This window comes from Streptomyces sp. WY228, from assembly GCF_019287315.1.
Classification (GTDB): Bacteria; Actinomycetota; Actinomycetes; order Streptomycetales; family Streptomycetaceae; genus Streptomyces; species Streptomyces caviscabies.
Genome location: NZ_CP079114.1, coordinates 3,932,340 through 3,948,237, shown reverse-complemented (window position 1 = coordinate 3,948,237; position 15,898 = coordinate 3,932,340). Strand labels below are relative to the sequence as shown.

General features: G+C 72.8%; 13 protein-coding genes, 2 tRNA genes and 1 other RNA gene. 10 read left to right on the top strand and 6 right to left on the bottom strand.

The features are described from left to right. Positions 1–79 precede the first annotated feature (79 nt). Positions 80–742 carry a hypothetical protein gene (locus tag KV381_RS17290; protein WP_086778637.1) on the bottom strand — a complete coding sequence of 221 codons (663 nt, stop codon included), beginning with the start codon at positions 740–742 and terminating at the stop codon, positions 80–82. A gap of 233 nt (positions 743–975) precedes the next feature. Beyond that, positions 976–1,470, bottom strand: a complete 495-nt coding sequence (locus KV381_RS17285; protein ID WP_256995085.1) for a peptidoglycan-binding domain-containing protein — start codon at positions 1,468–1,470, stop codon at positions 976–978. A 388-nt stretch (positions 1,471–1,858) separates the two neighbouring features. Between KV381_RS17285 and KV381_RS17280 the strand changes: the two genes are divergently transcribed. The 4 genes from KV381_RS17280 (at position 1,859) to KV381_RS17265 (ending at position 4,563) form a co-directional block, all read left to right on the top strand. Further along, positions 1,859–2,656: a peptidoglycan-binding protein gene (locus KV381_RS17280; RefSeq protein WP_030633429.1), complete on the top strand. Its 798-nt coding sequence runs from the start codon at positions 1,859–1,861 to the stop codon at positions 2,654–2,656. Then, a complete protein-coding gene (locus KV381_RS17275) occupies positions 2,653–3,711 on the top strand; it encodes an XRE family transcriptional regulator (RefSeq protein WP_218785590.1) in 1,059 nt (352 codons plus the stop codon). Before KV381_RS17280 ends, KV381_RS17275 begins: the two co-directional genes overlap by 4 nt. Before the next feature lie 111 nt (positions 3,712–3,822). After that, a complete protein-coding gene (locus KV381_RS17270; protein ID WP_143665816.1) occupies positions 3,823–4,137 on the top strand; it encodes a hypothetical protein in 315 nt (104 codons plus the stop codon). Positions 4,138–4,320: 183 nt separating this feature from the next. Then, on the top strand, positions 4,321–4,563 hold the full coding sequence (locus KV381_RS17265; protein ID WP_256995084.1) for a hypothetical protein: 243 nt from the start codon (positions 4,321–4,323) through the stop codon (positions 4,561–4,563). Between the two features lie 156 nt (positions 4,564–4,719). Here the strand turns inward: KV381_RS17265 and KV381_RS17260 are convergent. Beyond that, positions 4,720–4,807, bottom strand: a tRNA-Ser gene (locus KV381_RS17260). A gap of 132 nt (positions 4,808–4,939) precedes the next feature. Between KV381_RS17260 and ffs the strand changes: the two genes are divergently transcribed. The 6 genes from ffs to KV381_RS17230 all read left to right on the top strand — a co-directional run bounded on the left by ffs (position 4,940) and on the right by KV381_RS17230 (position 13,723). Beyond that, positions 4,940–5,036: signal recognition particle sRNA small type (gene ffs, locus KV381_RS17255), an RNA gene on the top strand. A gap of 77 nt (positions 5,037–5,113) precedes the next feature. After that, complete coding sequence (locus tag KV381_RS17250) at positions 5,114–7,393, top strand: DNA polymerase III subunit gamma and tau (protein WP_218785588.1); 2,280 nt, start codon at positions 5,114–5,116, stop codon at positions 7,391–7,393. 279 nt (positions 7,394–7,672) lie between these two features. Then, a complete protein-coding gene (gene purD / locus KV381_RS17245) occupies positions 7,673–8,923 on the top strand; it encodes a phosphoribosylamine--glycine ligase (protein WP_193464669.1) in 1,251 nt (416 codons plus the stop codon). A 348-nt stretch (positions 8,924–9,271) separates the two neighbouring features. After that, a complete protein-coding gene (locus tag KV381_RS17240; protein ID WP_218785586.1) occupies positions 9,272–11,017 on the top strand; it encodes a hypothetical protein in 1,746 nt (581 codons plus the stop codon). A 239-nt stretch (positions 11,018–11,256) separates the two neighbouring features. Then, on the top strand, positions 11,257–12,711 hold the full coding sequence (locus KV381_RS17235) for a N,N-dimethylformamidase beta subunit family domain-containing protein (protein WP_030076825.1): 1,455 nt from the start codon (positions 11,257–11,259) through the stop codon (positions 12,709–12,711). Between the two features lie 97 nt (positions 12,712–12,808). Further along, positions 12,809–13,723 carry a phosphoribosylaminoimidazolesuccinocarboxamide synthase gene (locus tag KV381_RS17230; protein WP_030076823.1) on the top strand — a complete coding sequence of 305 codons (915 nt, stop codon included), beginning with the start codon at positions 12,809–12,811 and terminating at the stop codon, positions 13,721–13,723. 57 nt (positions 13,724–13,780) lie between these two features. Here the strand turns inward: KV381_RS17230 and KV381_RS17225 are convergent. From KV381_RS17225 to KV381_RS17215, 3 genes are all read right to left on the bottom strand, one after another. Then, positions 13,781–13,853, bottom strand: a tRNA-Gly gene (locus tag KV381_RS17225). A gap of 23 nt (positions 13,854–13,876) precedes the next feature. Next, positions 13,877–14,497, bottom strand: a complete 621-nt coding sequence (locus KV381_RS17220; protein ID WP_030076821.1) for a response regulator transcription factor — start codon at positions 14,495–14,497, stop codon at positions 13,877–13,879. Beyond that, positions 14,494–15,885, bottom strand: coding sequence for a sensor histidine kinase (locus tag KV381_RS17215; protein WP_218785584.1), 1,392 nt, complete (start codon positions 15,883–15,885; stop codon positions 14,494–14,496). The genes KV381_RS17220 and KV381_RS17215 overlap by 4 nt, the downstream gene beginning before the upstream one ends. Positions 15,886–15,898 lie beyond the last annotated feature (13 nt).

Sequence of the window (15,898 nt, the reverse complement as noted above, 5' to 3'; positions counted from 1 at the left end):
ACCTACCGGTTAAAGAAGGCGCTCGAACCCCGGGTCTCGCATCCCGACGCCCGAATCCCGGGACCCGAGCTTCGGGGCCTCAGTTGGTCCAGACGACCGGGCTGTCGGTGTAGGTGTCGCCCTCGTCGAATTCCGCGCCGGTGACGGGTGCGGTCTTCGTGGCGGCGAGGGAGCAGGTTTCGTAGGTGGCGCCCTTGGTGGTGAAGTCGCGGGGTGCGGTTTCGCGGTCGCACTTGCCGGGGATGTCGCCCATCAGGATGACGCCGGTGCCCGCGCCGCCGTCCAGTACGCCGTCGAGCTTGAGTGAGGCGTACGAGAGGTCGGTGCCGCCGACGTTCTCCACCTTCATTTTGATGAAGTAGGGCGTCATGCCTTTCGCCTTGTCGCCGAAGGCGGCCATGTCGGATTCGGCGCCCTTTTCGATGGCGGTGACGGTGACGGCGATGGTGCCTTGTTTGTCGCTCGTGTATCGGAACGGGAGGACGGCCCGGTCGCCGGTCTTGAGCTTGGTGCCCGGGGCGGTGACGTCACCGTCTGCGGGGGCCTCGCCGCCGTTGCCGCTGTCGCCGCTGTCGTCGGTCGGGCTTTCGCTGCTGGGTTCGGACGAGGCCGGGGCCGAAGCGGACGCCGACGCGGCCGGAGACTCCTTCGCGGCCGACTCGCCGTCGTCACCGTTGCAGGCCGAAAGTGCGAAACCTATGACGGCCAGAGAGGCCGCGGAAACTACCCGTCGCTTGTGCACTGTTTCCTCGCTGATATGAAGGCTGCCTCATAGGGCAGCCCTCGATCGTTCTATGGGTCGGAGGGTTGGGGTCCGTGTGGTACGCCGCAGGGGTCCCCCTCCCCGGCAGCCGCCTCTCCGGCCAAGCCCCTCGCGGTGGTGTCGTCTCCCGGCCACAGCCCGCGAATCCGCCGATTCGGCAGGGGCATTCGGGCAGTCCGGCAACGTCACCGGGAAGGGCTCGGCCGGTCGGGTCAGAGTGTGGACGGGTTGGTGCAGGAGTTCAGCAGCGCACCGCGGTCGTAGTAGTGCGGCCACCGCATCTTCGCTCGCGTCTGGGGGCCGTAGACACCGTCCGCGTTGCCGGCGAGGTTGAGCTTGTTGATCTGAAGCCATCTCACCGCCTCGACCGTGCCGTTGCCGTAGATGCCGTCGATGCCGTCGGAGTCGTGGATCTTCCTGGCGGCCCAGGTGCCGGGGTAGCAAATGGTGATGGCCTGCTGAAGGGCCTCGACCGCCGAAGAAGCGCCGTCGCGGTAGCCCATGTAGCAGGAGATTCCATTGCCCGAACGAGCGGGAATCTTGTAGTCGTTCTTCCCGCCGAGCGTGGGAACGTCACGCCATGAGGTGGTGTTGCAGGGCCCGTAGGCGGCGTGGGCCGGTGTGGTCATCGCCGGGCTGGCCGTCAGGCCGGCGGCGACAAGGAGAGACAGCGCCCCCAGCGCTCCGATCCGCGTGCGGAGCGGCATGGATGCTCGTTGCATGGTTCAACCCTTCTGGTGCGTGGTTCCGTCTCGGAGAAGACGTTGGGCTGGCGGGTGAGCCGCCTTGCCGGCACACGTGGGGGTGGGGCCGGTTCTGCCCCGAGCATGCGGGCGCGGCGCGGCGGTCGGCCACAGCTGCTGAGGAAGTGGCCCCGCTCCGGGACGTCCCGCCTCCTGGCCTGCGGAGATGCCGACTGCCAAGTCCCCGGGGCGGGATCCACGGCGGCGGCGGGACGGCCGGTTCCGCCCCCGGGCCGAGGGCCCGCCGGGCTGTCGCGCAGGCTCCCTGCTCTGTGGTGCCCGTATCAGCTGTTGCAGAATGAGACCGACGTATGGAGGCCGCGCCTGCGGTCCGGAACGTGATGGGAAGAGCGTGCCCCGCTGGAAGGAACTGCCCGCGGAACTGCCCCCGCCCGCCCGTCAGCTGATCGTCCGGCTGCGCGGGCTGAAGGACCGCAGCGGACTCAGCTCGCGGCAACTGGCCGCGCGGACCGGATACAGCGCGAAGTCGTGGCAGAGGTACCTGAACGGTAGGTCCCTGCCGCCGCAGGAGGCCGTGGCGGCGATGTCCCGGGTCTGCGGCGAGGATCCGGTTCGCCTGCTGGCGCTGCACGAGATCGCCACCGAGCACCGGCTGGAGGGACGGCAGCCCGCCGCCCGGGCGCTCGAAAGCCTGCCCGCGGCTCCGGCACAGGTTTCCGGGGTGCGGCAGCCGTACGGGCGCCACCTGCGTGCCGCGCTCACCGCGGCGGCCGTGGTCACCGTCCTGTCCACCTCTGCGGCCCTCCTGCTGGCCGTGCGGCTCACCGATGCCCGTACCCAGCTCGCCCAGCAGCGCGACGCCACCGCGGCGACCGCGCCGGCCACGGTGTCGGCGACTCTGGTCCCGGTCATCTACACCTGCCGCCTGGAGAGACAGGACGGCCGCTGGCACGCGGGGCTGAGCCCGACCGCGGAGGTGCTCCTCTCCAACACCCAGGTGGGCCTCGAAGTGGCCGAGGCCCAGTGTCTGCTGCGCCGGGCGGGTAGCGTTCCGGGGGACATCGACGGTGTTTTCGGACCGAAGACCCGACGAGCGGTCGAGCACCTGCAGAAGAGGAACGGGCTGATCGTGAACGGAGTCATCGACCCGCCGACCTGGAACGCCCTGCGGCAGGCAGATCCGACGTGACCCCGGAACACGCCCGGCTGGTCGCGGCGTTGCGGGAACTGCGGGCCGGTGCGGGGCTGAGCCTGGCCGCGCTGGCGGAGCGGACGACGTACAGCAAGTCCTCGTGGGAGCGCTACCTCAACGGCAAGGCGCTGCCTCCACGCCAGGCCGTCCAGGAGCTGTGCCGTCTCGCGGACCAACCGCAGGGGCGGCCGCTTGCCCTCTGGGAGATCGCCGAGTCGCGCTGGAGCGGTCGCTCGGTGGCCACTCCCCAGACCGCTTCCTCTTCTGCGACGGACTCTTCAACAGACTCCTCGACGGACTCTTCGACCTCTTCGACCTCTTCGACAGAAGGCCCGCCGCCGCAGCCCGTGGAGGCCGCCACGACCGAAGGGCCTCGACGACGCCTTGGACGGAGCAGGCTCCTGGTGCTGCTGGCGTCGGCCTACAGCGTGATCGTCGGTGGTGTCGCCGTCGTGCTGCTCTTCCTGCTGCCGGACTCCGAGGCGCCCAGGGCCGAACCGACCCCATCCTCCGTCCCCTTCTCCTTCGCTCCGCTGTGCCACGGAGCCGCCTGCGAAGGGCGGGATCCGATGCGCTTGATCTGTGGCATCGGCCCCGACACCCTCGCCGCGCACCGCACCGCCACCGGCGCCCACGTCGAACTGCGGCACAGCGAGAAGTGCGGGGCGAGCTGGGTACGGACCTGGGGGACCGAGATCGGCGACCGGGTGGACGTCACGGCAGACGGCCCGACCCACAGCGTGCGCATCGAGAACGCGGAGGACGCGGCGACCTTCGTCTACACCGGGATGACGGAGGCCACCGTCGGCGGCACCGTCCGGGCCTGCTTCCGGCCGGCGTCGGCCGACGCCGAACGGGAGTGCTTCGAGGCCCGGGTGACCGAGCCCTCCGCCAGGACCCCCTCGCCCTCGGTGCAATCGGGCTCCGGCGGGGGGGCAGAGCCCGACCGAGGAACGTCAGGGTGCGGCGGCTCGATGACGACGCCCAGCGGGGTGCGTTGTCGTACAGAGGTGTTGGCGGGGCCTGGGGAGGCCAACCCTGCACAGTTATAGGTGAGTGTCTGGCTCTCCGCGCGTCAAGCTGAGTGCTCGCTGTTGGCTGACAGGCGGTCAGCCTGAGAGCTCCAAGGGGGACCGGACGGTATGGGCAGTCGAGGGAAGACCATGGTGGGTGCGGTGGTAACCGCGGTGAGTATGGTCGCGCTGGTCGCCGCGCCGGCGTCCGCGGCCACGGCGGATCTGTCGCGCACATGTGGCGGCGTGAAGACGTACTACGACGCCTACTCCAGCCGCACTCTGGTCTACACGCAGAAGACCGGCACCTCATGTGCCGGGCACGCCTGGGTACGTGTCAAGACCAACGGCACATGGAAGAAGTGGATCCATAACAACTCCAAGGCCACGATCAGCAATTCGACCGGCAACTTCCAGGGATCGCAGCACAAGAGCTGTGAGACGTGCACCGTGAAGACGCTCTGAACCGAGTGCCCGGACGGTGTGGGGCGGAGGAGACGGAAAGCCCTGTCCCGCCCCATCAAGATCAAGCGCGCTGTCGCAGGAGCCGCGCACCGCGCCGGGTACCCACGCGCCTGGAACGTGGGGACCTGCCCGCAGGGCGCGGAAAGGTCGACGGCCGGCAGCCTGTGGACCGAATCGGACTACGTGTCCACGAAGCCGCTCGGTGGGCCGCTCAGCCCGAACACCGACTGCCACGACTGGAAGAAGTCGCTCGATGACGCGGGCGTACGTGCCGGGCGCCTGTATGACGCCCGGCACACCGCTGCCACGGTCCTCACGCTGCTCGGCCTCCCGGACCGTGTGATCGACCAGATCAATGGGCCGGGCGGCAGGCACGTCCTCGCGGATGCGCGCGGTACTACCTGCACGTGCCTGACGCCATGCTGAAGGACGTGGCGCAGAAGCTCGCAGCTGCCATCGGGGGGCCCGCACCGAGCGCCCCTGTGGACGCGGACAGGGACCAGAACAACGAGGGCCGAGGCAACGTCGAAGGCCCCCGCAGCGAGCTGCGGGGGCCTTCGACGTATTGCCCGGTGAGAGCAATGGCGGAGGATACGAGATTCGAACTCGTGAGGGGTTGCCCCCAACACGCTTTCCAAGCGTGCGCCCTAGGCCACTAGGCGAATCCTCCGCCGCAAACAATACAAGACGTTGGAGGGTGCTCGCGAACACGTTCCCCGGAGATCGTCCGGAGAGGGTCCGCAGGTCGTTCCGTGAGGGTGGGCGGGTGGACCGCAGGGGGTGGGGATCCGCTAAGGTGGGCGTCAGCCCCTCACGTGGCGCTATCTGACTGAACTCCCCCAGGGCCGGAAGGCAGCAAGGGTAGGTCGGCTCTGGCGGGTGCGTGGGGGGCCCTTGCGTTTCCGGGGGCCTTGAGCGGGCGGGTGCTCGGGCGACGTGGGTTCGGTTGTCAGTCGGCCCCGATAACCTCGTAGATGTGTCGTCCCTTGCGCTGTACCGCCGCTACCGCCCCGAGTCGTTCGCCGAGGTCATCGGTCAGGAGCATGTCACTGACCCGCTCCAGCAGGCCCTGCGGAACAACCGGGTCAATCACGCGTACCTGTTCAGCGGGCCGCGCGGCTGTGGAAAGACGACCAGCGCGCGCATCCTCGCCCGCTGTCTGAACTGCGAGCAGGGCCCCACCCCCACACCGTGCGGGGAGTGCCAGTCCTGCCGGGACCTCGCGCGCAACGGGCCGGGGTCCATCGATGTGATCGAGATCGACGCCGCCTCGCACGGTGGTGTGGACGACGCCCGTGACCTGCGCGAGAAGGCGTTCTTCGGGCCCGCCTCCAGTCGTTACAAGATCTACATCATCGACGAGGCGCACATGGTCACCCCGGCGGGCTTCAACGCCCTGCTGAAGGTGGTCGAGGAGCCGCCGGAGCACCTCAAGTTCATCTTCGCGACGACCGAGCCCGAGAAGGTCATCGGGACGATCCGGTCGCGTACGCACCACTATCCGTTCCGGCTCGTTCCTCCGGGGACCCTGCGCAGCTATCTCGCCGATGTGTGCGGGCGGGAGAACAGCCCCGTCGAGGACGGCGTCCTGCCGCTCGTCGTGCGCGCGGGCGCGGGGTCCGTGCGTGACTCGATGTCCGTCATGGACCAGCTGCTGGCCGGTGCGGGCGACGACGGTGTGACGTATGCCATGGCCACCTCGCTCCTCGGGTACACCGACGGCTCGCTGCTCGACTCGATCATCGACGCCTTCGCCGCCGGTGACGGGGCCGCCGCCTTCGAGGTCGTGGAGCGGGTCATCGAGGGCGGCAACGACCCGCGCCGGTTCGTGGCGGACCTGTTGGAGCGGCTGCGCGACCTGGTGATCCTCGCCGCCGTGCCGGACGCGGGCGAGAAGGGGCTCATCGACGCCCCCGCCGATGTCGTCGAGCGCATGCAGGCCCAGGCCTCCGTCTTCGGCGCCGCCGAGCTGAGCCGCGCCGCCGACCTGGTCAACGACGGGCTCACGGAGATGCGCGGGGCCACCTCGCCGCGCCTCCAGGTGGAGCTGATCTGCGCCCGGGTCCTGCTGCCCGCCGCCTACGACGACGAGCGGTCGCTGCAGGCCCGGCTCGACCGGCTGGAGCGCGGGGCCTCGGCGGCCGCTGCCGCCTCGTTCGCCGCTCCGCCCGTCGGCGCTGCTCCCATGGGGTACGTGCCGGGGCCCGAGGCGCACGTTCCGCAGGCCCACGCCCCCGTGGCCCCCGCCGGTCCGGACGCCGCGCGTGCCGCCGTACGGGGCGAGGCGCCCCCGCCCGCGACGCCCGCCACGGCCGCCTACGCGCCGCCCGCCCCGGCCCAGGCCTACCCGCCCGCCCCGCAGGCCCCCGCGGCGCCTGCCCCCGAGCCCGCCCAGCGGCCCGGGTCCTGGCCCGCCGCCGCCGGATCCGGATCCGGAGCAGGAGCCGGGGACCAGGCCCGTCGTCCCGGCGGCTGGCCCACCGCGTCCGCCCCCGGCAGTGGCCCGGCCCCCGCCGCCACCCCGACGCCCGCGGCCCCGGTTGCCCAGGCCCCGGCGGCCCCCGCGGCCCCGGCCGCGCCCGATGGCGGCCAGAGCATGGCCCAGGGCGCGGCCCAGGTGCGGAACATGTGGCCGGACATCCTGGAGGCGGTCAAGAGCCGCCGTCGCTTCACCTGGATCCTGCTCAGCCAGAACGCCCAGGTCGCCGGGTTCGACGGCACGACGCTCCAGCTCGGCTTCCTCAACGCCGGCGCCCGTGACAACTTCGCGAGCAGCGGCAGCGAGGAGATCCTCAAGCAGGCCCTCGTCGAGCGCTTCAACGCCCAGTGGCGCATCGAAGCGGTCGTCGACCCCTCCGGCGGCGGGACGCCCCCGCAGTCCGGCGGCGGCGGTGGACGCCCCGCCCCGCAGTACCAGCCCGCCCCGGCCGCGCCGGCGGCCCCGGTCGCGTACGAGCCCCGGCCCCAGCACGCGCCCCCGCCGCAGCAGTCCTCGGCCCCGCAGCAGGGGCAGCACGCCCCGTCCGCCCAGCAGTCGCCGGCCTCCTCCGCGCCGCCGCAGGGCCGGGAGGCCGCGCCCGCCCCCGAGGCCTCCTCCAACGCGTACGGGGCGGAGCCGCCGCGATCCGTGGCCCCCGAGGACGACACCCCGGAGGCCGACGACCCGGATCTCGTCGACTCCGCCCTCTCCGGCCACGATCTGATCGTCCGCGAGCTGGGCGCCACGGTGGTCGAGGAGTTCCCGAACGAGCAGTGAGGTGGTGGTCGGGGTCCCCGGCGGGCGGTGAGCTGGTGGGCCGCCACGTGAGGCGGTGGTCCTGGGCGCGTGAGGCCGTGGCCGGGCGCATGAGCCGGTGGGCGGGTCGTGGTGGCCCGACGCGATGAGCCGTGGTGGCCCGGCCCTGACGCGTGCGACGGGCCGTGAGGCGGCGGCGGCCCGGCCCCGACGGGTGCGACGAGCCGTGAAGCCGCTGTGGTCCGTCCACGGACCGGCGGCCGTCGGGGCTCCCCGCGCCCGGCGGCTAGGCTGCACCCCGTGAAGGTCCTCGTCATCGGCGGCGGCGCCCGCGAACACGCCCTGTGCCGCTCTCTGTCCCTCGACCCCGATGTCACCGCTCTGTACTGCGCCCCCGGCAACGCCGGCATCGCAGAGGTGGCCGAACTGCACCCGGTCGACGCGCTCGACGGTGACGCCGTCGCGCGCCTCGCGACCGAGCTGGGCGCCGGGCTGGTGGTCGTCGGCCCGGAGGCGCCGCTCGTCGCCGGGGTCGCCGACGCCGTGCGCGCGGCCGGCATCCCCTGCTTCGGCCCGTCCGGTGAAGCCGCGCAGCTGGAGGGCTCCAAGGCGTTCGCCAAGGACGTCATGGCCGGCGCCGGGGTCCCCACCGCCCGCAGTTACGTCTGCACCACCCCCGCGGAGATCGACGAGGCCCTCGACGCCTTCGGCGCCCCGTACGTCGTCAAGGACGACGGCCTCGCGGCGGGCAAGGGCGTCGTCGTCACCGAGGACGTGGCCGTGGCCCGCGCCCACGCGCTGTCCTGCGACCGCGTGGTCATCGAGGAGTTCCTCGACGGCCCCGAGGTCAGCCTCTTCGCGATCACCGACGGCACCACCGTGCTGCCGCTCCAGCCCGCCCAGGACTTCAAGCGCGCCCTGGACGGCGACGAGGGCCCGAACACCGGTGGCATGGGCGCCTACTCCCCGCTTCCGTGGGCCGACCCCAAGCTGGTCGACGAGGTTCTCGAAACCGTCCTCCAGCCGACCGTCGACGAGCTGCGCCGCCGGGGCACGCCCTTCTCCGGGCTGCTCTACGCGGGCCTCGCGATCACCTCGCGCGGTGTCCGGGTCATCGAGTTCAACGCCCGCTTCGGCGACCCGGAGACCCAGGTTGTCCTGGCCCGGCTGAAGACCCCGCTCGCCGGTGTCCTGCTCGCCTCCGCCAACGGCACCCTCGATGTCCTCCCGCCGCTGAACTGGCGCGACGACGCGGCCGTCACCGTGGTCATCGCCTCGCACAACTACCCGGACACCCCGCGCACCGGCGACCCGATCGACGGGCTCGCGGACGTCGCGGCGCAGGACGGACCCGACGCGTACGTCCTGCACGCCGGGACCCGTGCCGAGGGCGACGCGGTGCTCAGCGCGGGCGGCCGGGTGCTCTCGGTGACCGCGACCGGCAAGGACCTCACAGCGGCCCGGGAACGCGCCTACACCGCGCTGGGCCGGATCCGTCTGGACGGCTCCCAGCACCGTACGGACATCGCTCTGAAGGCCGCCCAGGGCTGACCCGTCGGCGTACGAGGGTTTCCGCAGCCCCTCCGCCCAGCCCCTCCGCCCGCTCCCGTACGTCACCGGCGTACGCGGCGGGCGCGAGGGGCTGTCCCATGCCACGGGTCCGTCTCCCCTTCCCCTCCGGAGGTCCTGCCCCATGGGCGCGAACACGTCAGCAGCTTTACCCAAAGCCATTCCATCGGGTGACGACTGGGCCATCCGGATGACGGTCGCCGGAGCCCCAACTAGGGTGCGGCGCAAGCGTTCCGGCACTTGGCCCACCGGCATTGCGATGTCGGTGACGGGTGCCACAGTGGGGGAGTGAGCAACACCGTCGAGGGGCAGAGGGGGTGACGTCCGGCCGTGTCCGGTATCGATGTGGGTGAGGAGCTGGGTGCGCGGGCCGCACAGGCCCGAGCGCTCTCCCTGCTGCGGATCCGCGGCAGGGCACTGGCCGTGGCGATCCTGCCCGCGGCCGTCGCCGTCGTGCTGTTCGCGGCGGGCGCGCAGGGCCACCTGGCCGGTCCCGCCTGGGACGCCGTGCGCTGGACGGTGCTCGGCGTCGCGGTCGTCGTGCTGCTGGTGACCGTCCTGGTCGCCGTCTCCGTGGCCCGCGCACGGCCCGCCATGAGCCCGACCGTCCCCGTGCCGGAGGAAGGGGCCCCCGACCTCTACCGCCTGGTCCGGGAGCTGGCCGACCGGCTCGACGTGCCCGCGCCCTCGGCCGTGGCGCTGACCCCGGACTGCGACAGCTGGCTGGAGGACCGCACCCACCGCGCGCTCCGGCCGTCCCGGCGGACCCCGGCGGGGGGCGGGGACGGGGACAGAACCGGGGGCAGGACCGGGGACAGGAGCGGGGACAGGGCCGGGGAGACCGCACCCGTCCTGGTCATCGGCTCGCCGTTCCTGTGGTGGATGAGGGTCGCCGAGCTCCGCGCGGTCCTGGCCCCCGTGGTGGCGGGCACCGGCCCGTCCGCGCACCCCGACATAGCCGCCGCCCGCCGTTTCGTACGCGGCCTGGACGCGGCGATCGCCGATGCCGCCGCCCCCGGCCGGGGCGCACTGCGCGGGGCGCCGCTCGCCTTCGCCGGCTGGGTCGCCCGGCTGCTGCTGCGGGCCTGCCGGGACCATGCCGCCGAGATGGAGCGCTGTGTGGCCGCCGCCGCGTCCATGCGGGCCCAGACGGTCGACTACGGGCTGCGCATCGCCGCCCAGGAACAGGTCGGCCTCGCCTACGCCGGCTGGGACCGGCTGCTGACCCGGGTGGCGCTGCCCGCCTGGCGGATGGGCCGCTGGCCCTCCCGGCTGGACGCCGGGGTCGTCTCCGCGCTCACCGAGCTCTCCCGCCGGGACCGGCTGGCCGACGGCTTCGCCCTGCGCCTGGGCGAGCGGCCCGCGTGCGACCTCCTGGAGGAGCCCGGGGTGGCCGACGAGGCGGCGTCCCTGCTCGCCGCCCGGCTCTTCCACGGCGGCCCCGCCGAGAGCGGTCCGGACTGGGCGCCGGTGGACTGGCAGCAGTATCCCGACGAGGTCGTCGACCGGAAGTGGCGTACGGAAGCGGCCCGGCTGCACCGGGTCCTGGACACCCTGGGCGTCCCCCGGGCCGCCGCCGGCGACCCGGACGTGCCCACCCTGGCCCGGGTCATGGAGCAGCTGTCCGGGCCCGGCGGACCCGGCGGTCCGGGCGAGGAGCTCGCGGCGCGCATCGGCGCCGCGGTCGCCCGCGAGGAGGCCGGGCGCCCGGGACACGGCGGTCAGGGGCACGGCGGTCCGGGTCCGGCCGGCCCCGACTCCGGCGCGGCCGAGGACCCCCTCGACCTCTGGGGGCCGGGACCGCTGCCCCTCTTCCCGCTCCAGCCGCCGCGTACGGGCACCGAGCTGCTCGCCGACCACGTCGCGGCCATGGTCTGCTGCGCGGCCGTGGACACGGCGGGTGCGGCGCCCGGCCTGGACTGGCTGGACGGCCCCGCGCTGCTCGTCGGCGGCGAACGCCGGGCGGACCTCGCGGCCCCGGTCCTCAGCCTGGTCGAGGACGGCGACCCGGACCCGCTGCTGTCCTGGCTCGCCGAGGTGGGCGTGCGCTCCGACAAACCGGTCCGGCTGGTGTGAGCCGCGCACCGGCACGGGCCGCGGCTCACCCACAGCCCTACCGGGGCGGCCGCAGTACGGAGCACCGAGTCCGGAAATCGGAAGGAAAGGTTCCGTTCCCGTCAATTCGCGACGAAGGGTGACGGGGTGCATGCGTTATGTGATGTGCTGGGGATCGGCGCTGACACTCGGCGCACCAGAGTTGTCCGAAGGGTCCACGGAGCCGTCCGGCTCCGGGGGATCCGAGGGAGGGGCGCGGCATGGGGGCGGAGCAGATTCGCCGGTGGGAGTCGGGTGCCCTCGCGCACGCGGTGAGCGATCCCTTCGGGCAGGGCCCGCTGCCCTGGCTGCGCGGCAGTGAGAACTACTTCGACGACACCGGCCAGGTCGTCCCCTGGTACGCCGACCTCGCCCGCTCCACCGGCGGCGGCACCCGTACCGCCGACGACGTGCACCGCCAGATCAAGGGCTTCGTCTCGCCCGGCGCCGCGGCCCCCGGCGAGGCCATCGACTTCCACATCACCGTGGACCCGCCCCAGCAGTTCTCCGTCGACGTCTACCGGATCGGTCATTACGGCGGCGACGGCGCGGCCAAGATCACCACGAGCCCGCGGCTCTCCGGCATCGTCCAGCCCCCGCCGCTCGCCGCCGACCGGACCGTCTCCTGCCACCACTGGTGGATGTCCTGGCGGCTCCAGATCCCGAGCTACTGGTCGGTCGGCGCGTACGTGGCCGTCCTGACCACCGCCGACGGCTACCGCTCGCACATCCCCTTCACCGTCCGCCACGACCACCCCGCCGACCTGCTGCTCCTGCTGCCCGACATCACCTGGCAGGCGTACAACCTCTACCCGGAGGACGGCCGCACCGGCGCCAGCCTCTACCACGCGTGGGACGAGCGGGGGCGGCTGCTCGGCGAGGAGGACGCCGCCGTCACGATCTCCTTCGACCGCCCGTACGCCGGATCGGGCCTGCCGCTGCACGTGGGACACGCGTACGACTTCATCCGCTGGGCCGAGCGGTACGGCTACGACCTCGCCTACGCCGACGCCCGCGACCTGCACGCGGGCCGCGTCGACCCCAGCCGCTACCGGGGCCTGGTCTTCCCCGGCCACGACGAGTACTGGTCGCTGCCGATGCGCCGGGCCGCCGAGCGCGCCCGGGACTCCGGCACCTCGCTCGTCTTCCTCTCCGCCAACACCATGTACTGGCAGGTGGGCCTCGCCCCGTCCGCGTCCGGCGAGCCGGACCGGCTGCTCACCTGCCGCAAACGCCGGGGGCCCGGGAAGTCCGCCCTGTGGCGCGAGGTGGACCGGCCCGAGCAGCAGCTCCTGGGCATCCAGTACGCGGGCCGGGTGCCCGAGCCCCGCCCCCTGGTCGTGCGCAACGCCGAGCACTGGCTCTGGGACGCCACCGGCGCGGTCGAGGGCGACGAGATCCCGGGCCTGGTCGCCGGTGAGGCCGACCGCTACTTCCCGCGCACCAGCCTGCCCGAGCACGACACCAGGATCCTGCTCGCCCACTCCCCGTACGAGGACTCCGAGGGCGCCACCCGCCACCAGGAGACCTCGCTCTACCAGGCCCCCTCCGGCGCACTCGTCTTCGCCTCCGGCACCTTCGCCTGGTCCCCGGCCCTGGACCGCCCCGGCCACACGGACCCCCGGATCCAGCGGGCCACGGCCAACCTCCTCGACCGGATCTGCAAGCGCGACTGACCGGCGCGACGGCACCCGGGCCGGGCCCGGCGCGCGCTCCGCGTCCTGCGTACGGGACAATCGGAACCGCTCCTGGATCAATCTACGCGGAGGCACCGTGTCCGGTTTTGTAGAAAAGCCCGAGCCCGTCGAGGTTCCGGGCCTCACCCACCTGCACACCGGCAAGGTGCGTGACCTGTACCGGAACGAGGCGGGCGACCTCGTGATGGTCGCCAGCGACCGGATCTCCGCGTACGACTGGGTCCTGCCGACCGAGATCCCCGACAAGGGCCGCGTCCTCACCCGGCTCTCGCTCTGGTGGTTCGACCAGCTCGCCGACCTGGTCCCCAACCACGTCATCTCCACCGAACTGCCCCCGGGCGCCCCGGCCGACTGGGCGGGCCGCACCCTCATCTGCAAGGCGCTGCGGATGGTCGAGGTCGAGTGCGTGGCCCGCGGCTATCTGACCGGCTCCGGGCTGGTCGAGTACGAGGCCACCCGGACGGTCTGCGGCATCGGCCTTCCCGAGGGTCTGGTCAACGGATCCGAGCTGCCCGGCGCGATCTTCACCCCGGCCACCAAGGCGGCCGTCGGCGAGCACGACGAGAACGTCAGTTACGAGGAGATCGCCCGCTCCGTCGGCGTCGAGACGGCGGCCGAGCTGCGGCGCACGACGCTCGACGTCTACCGCCGGGCCCGGGACATCGCGCACGAGCGCGGCATCATCCTGGCCGACACCAAGTTCGAGTTCGGCTTCGAGACCACCGAGGACGGGACCGAGCGGCTGATCATCGCCGACGAGGTGCTGACCCCGGACTCCTCCCGCTTCTGGCCCGCCGCCACCTGGCAGCCCGGCCGTGCGCAGCCCAGCTACGACAAGCAGTTCGTGCGCGACTGGCTGACCTCGCCGGCCTCCGGCTGGGACCGCAAGAGCGAGCAGCCGCCCCCGGCGCTGCCGCAGGAGATCGTGGACGCGACCCGCGCCAAGTACATCGAGGCGTTCGAGGTGCTGACCGGCACCAACTGGTCGTAGCCGACCGGGAAACGCGGAAGGCCCCGGTCCACGAGGACCGGGGCCTTCTCCTTCTTGAGCGGACGACCAGGTTCGAACTGGCGACCTCAACCTTGGCAAGGTTGCGCTCTACCAACTGAGCTACGTCCGCAGTGCGCCGAAGCGCGATGCCTACTATACCCAACCCCGCTCGCGGGCGAGACGCACTGCCGTGTGCCGGTTCTCCGCACCGATCTTGGTGGCGGCCGACGACAGGTAGTTGCGTACGGTCCCCTGGGACAGCGAGGCCCGTTCCGCGATCTCCGCGACCGGCGCCCCGTCCGCCGCCAGTTCGAGCACCTCGGCCTCCCTGGCGGTCAGCGGGGAGTCCCCGGCGGAGATGGCGTCGGCCGCCAACTCCGGATCCACGTAACGGTTTCCGGCGTGGACGGTACGGATGATCTCGGCGAGCCGCCGGGCGCTGACGGTCTTCGGGACGAACCCCCGCACACCGGCGGCCAGCGCCCGCTTGAGGTGCCCGGGGCGGCCGTGGCTGGTCACGATCATGGTGCGGCAGCCAGGCAGTTCGGCCCGCAGCGATGTGGCGACCTTCACACCGTCCGCACCCGGCATCTGGAGATCCAGGACGGCGACATCGGGCCGGTGCGCGAGCGCCATCGCCAGCGCCTCGGGGCCGCTCGCCGCCTCCGCGACCACCACGAGGTCCTCCTCCAGGGCGAGCAGCGCGGCCAGCGCACCCCGGATCAGGTGCTCGTCGTCGGCCAGCAGGACCCGCAGGGGCTGCGCGGTGGTCATCGTTCCTCCGGAGGAGCGGAAGCGGTGTCGGGAGAGGAGGGGGTGGAGGGGGTGGAGGGGGAGGAAGGGGCGGAGGGGGTGGAGAGGGAGGAGGAGGCGGAGGGGGTGGAGAGGGAGGAGGAGGCGGAGGGCGTCGGGCGGGGGGCCGTCAGCGGGACCGTCGCCGTCACCCGGAAGAGGTCCTCCCCGGCGGGCCCGGCGCTGAGCGTCCCGCCGAGCGCCCCGAGCCGTTCGCGGAGTCCGGCGAGGCCCGAGCCGCCGCCGTCGTCCGGGCCGCCGAGCGGATCCGTCGCGCCGGCCCCGTCGTTCTCGACCTCCAGGACCACCGCGTCCCGGGTCCGCGCGAGCCGGATCCAGCAGTGGCGCGGGTCGCCGTGGCGCAGGACGTTCGTCGCGGTCTCGCGCACCACCCAGCCGAGCGCGGCCTGGACGGCGGCCGGAGCCCCGATGCCCGCCGGGCCGTCGGCCCCTTCGACCGTGACGGTGATCCCGGCGGCCTGCAACACGCCTCGCGCGCCCATGAGTTCGGTCGGCAGATCGGCCTCCCGGTAGCCGCGCACGACATCGCGGACCTCCTGCTGCGAGGCCCGGGCGATCCGCTGCACCTCGACCATCTGGTCCACCGCCGCGGCGTTCCCGCGCTGGGCCAGCTCCACCGCCAGCTCGCTCTTCAGGGCGATCACGGACAGGTTCCGGCCCAGTACGTCGTGCATGTCCCGGCCGAACCGCAGCCGCTCCTCCGCCACCGCGAGGCGCGCCTGCATGTCCCGCGCCTCCTCCGCCTGCCACATCACGGACAGGCTCCAGATGCTCGGCCGGGTCGAGACGAGCACCAGCAGCGTGACGACGACCAGGGAGGAGGCCGCCCCGATCAGCGACGCGCCGGGCACGCCCACGGCCGCCAGGAGGGCCACGACGAGCGCGGCGTAGACGGCGCCGAGACCCAGGTACCTCCGGACCGGGACGAGCAGGACGTACGGGATGGCGAACGCCACGGGCAGATCCAGGACCAGCAGCACCAGCCCCTGGTCCTTGACGCCGTTCACGGCCGCGAGCGCCACGAGGACGCCGGTCATCACCACCTGGAGCGCGACGGGCAGCCGCAACCGCCCGGGAGGGAACGGGCCGGCCCCCCGGTAGTGGTCGAAGGCGGCCGAGAGATTGCGGTTGCTCAGCACGGACTGGGTGATGTTGGCGACGAGGAACGCGGCGGCGAGGGCCACCGCCACCGACCCGTTGTCCAGGGCGTCGCCGAGCGGCAGCAGGCCCCAGGACACCGCGAAGAACCAGGTGATCGAGTAGAGCGTCACCCGCGTGTAGAGGTCGATGCGCTGGAGCTTGCTGCGCTCGTGCCAGCCGCGCCGCCAGCCCCGTACCCGACCGATCACGCCCCTCAGCTCC

What these genes read in the sequence shown, in the direction of transcription:
- KV381_RS17285 (WP_256995085.1), bottom strand. Translation starts at nt 1,470, where the DNA reads ATGCCGCTCCGCACGCGGATCGGAGCGCTGGGGGCGCTGTCTCTCCTT.
- KV381_RS17270 (WP_143665816.1), top strand. Translation starts at nt 3,823, where the DNA reads ATGGTGGGTGCGGTGGTAACCGCGGTGAGTATGGTCGCGCTGGTCGCC.
- KV381_RS17235 (WP_030076825.1), top strand. Translation starts at nt 11,257, where the DNA reads ATGGGGGCGGAGCAGATTCGCCGGTGGGAGTCGGGTGCCCTCGCGCAC.
- KV381_RS17220 (WP_030076821.1), bottom strand. Translation starts at nt 14,497, where the DNA reads ATGACCACCGCGCAGCCCCTGCGGGTCCTGCTGGCCGACGACGAGCAC.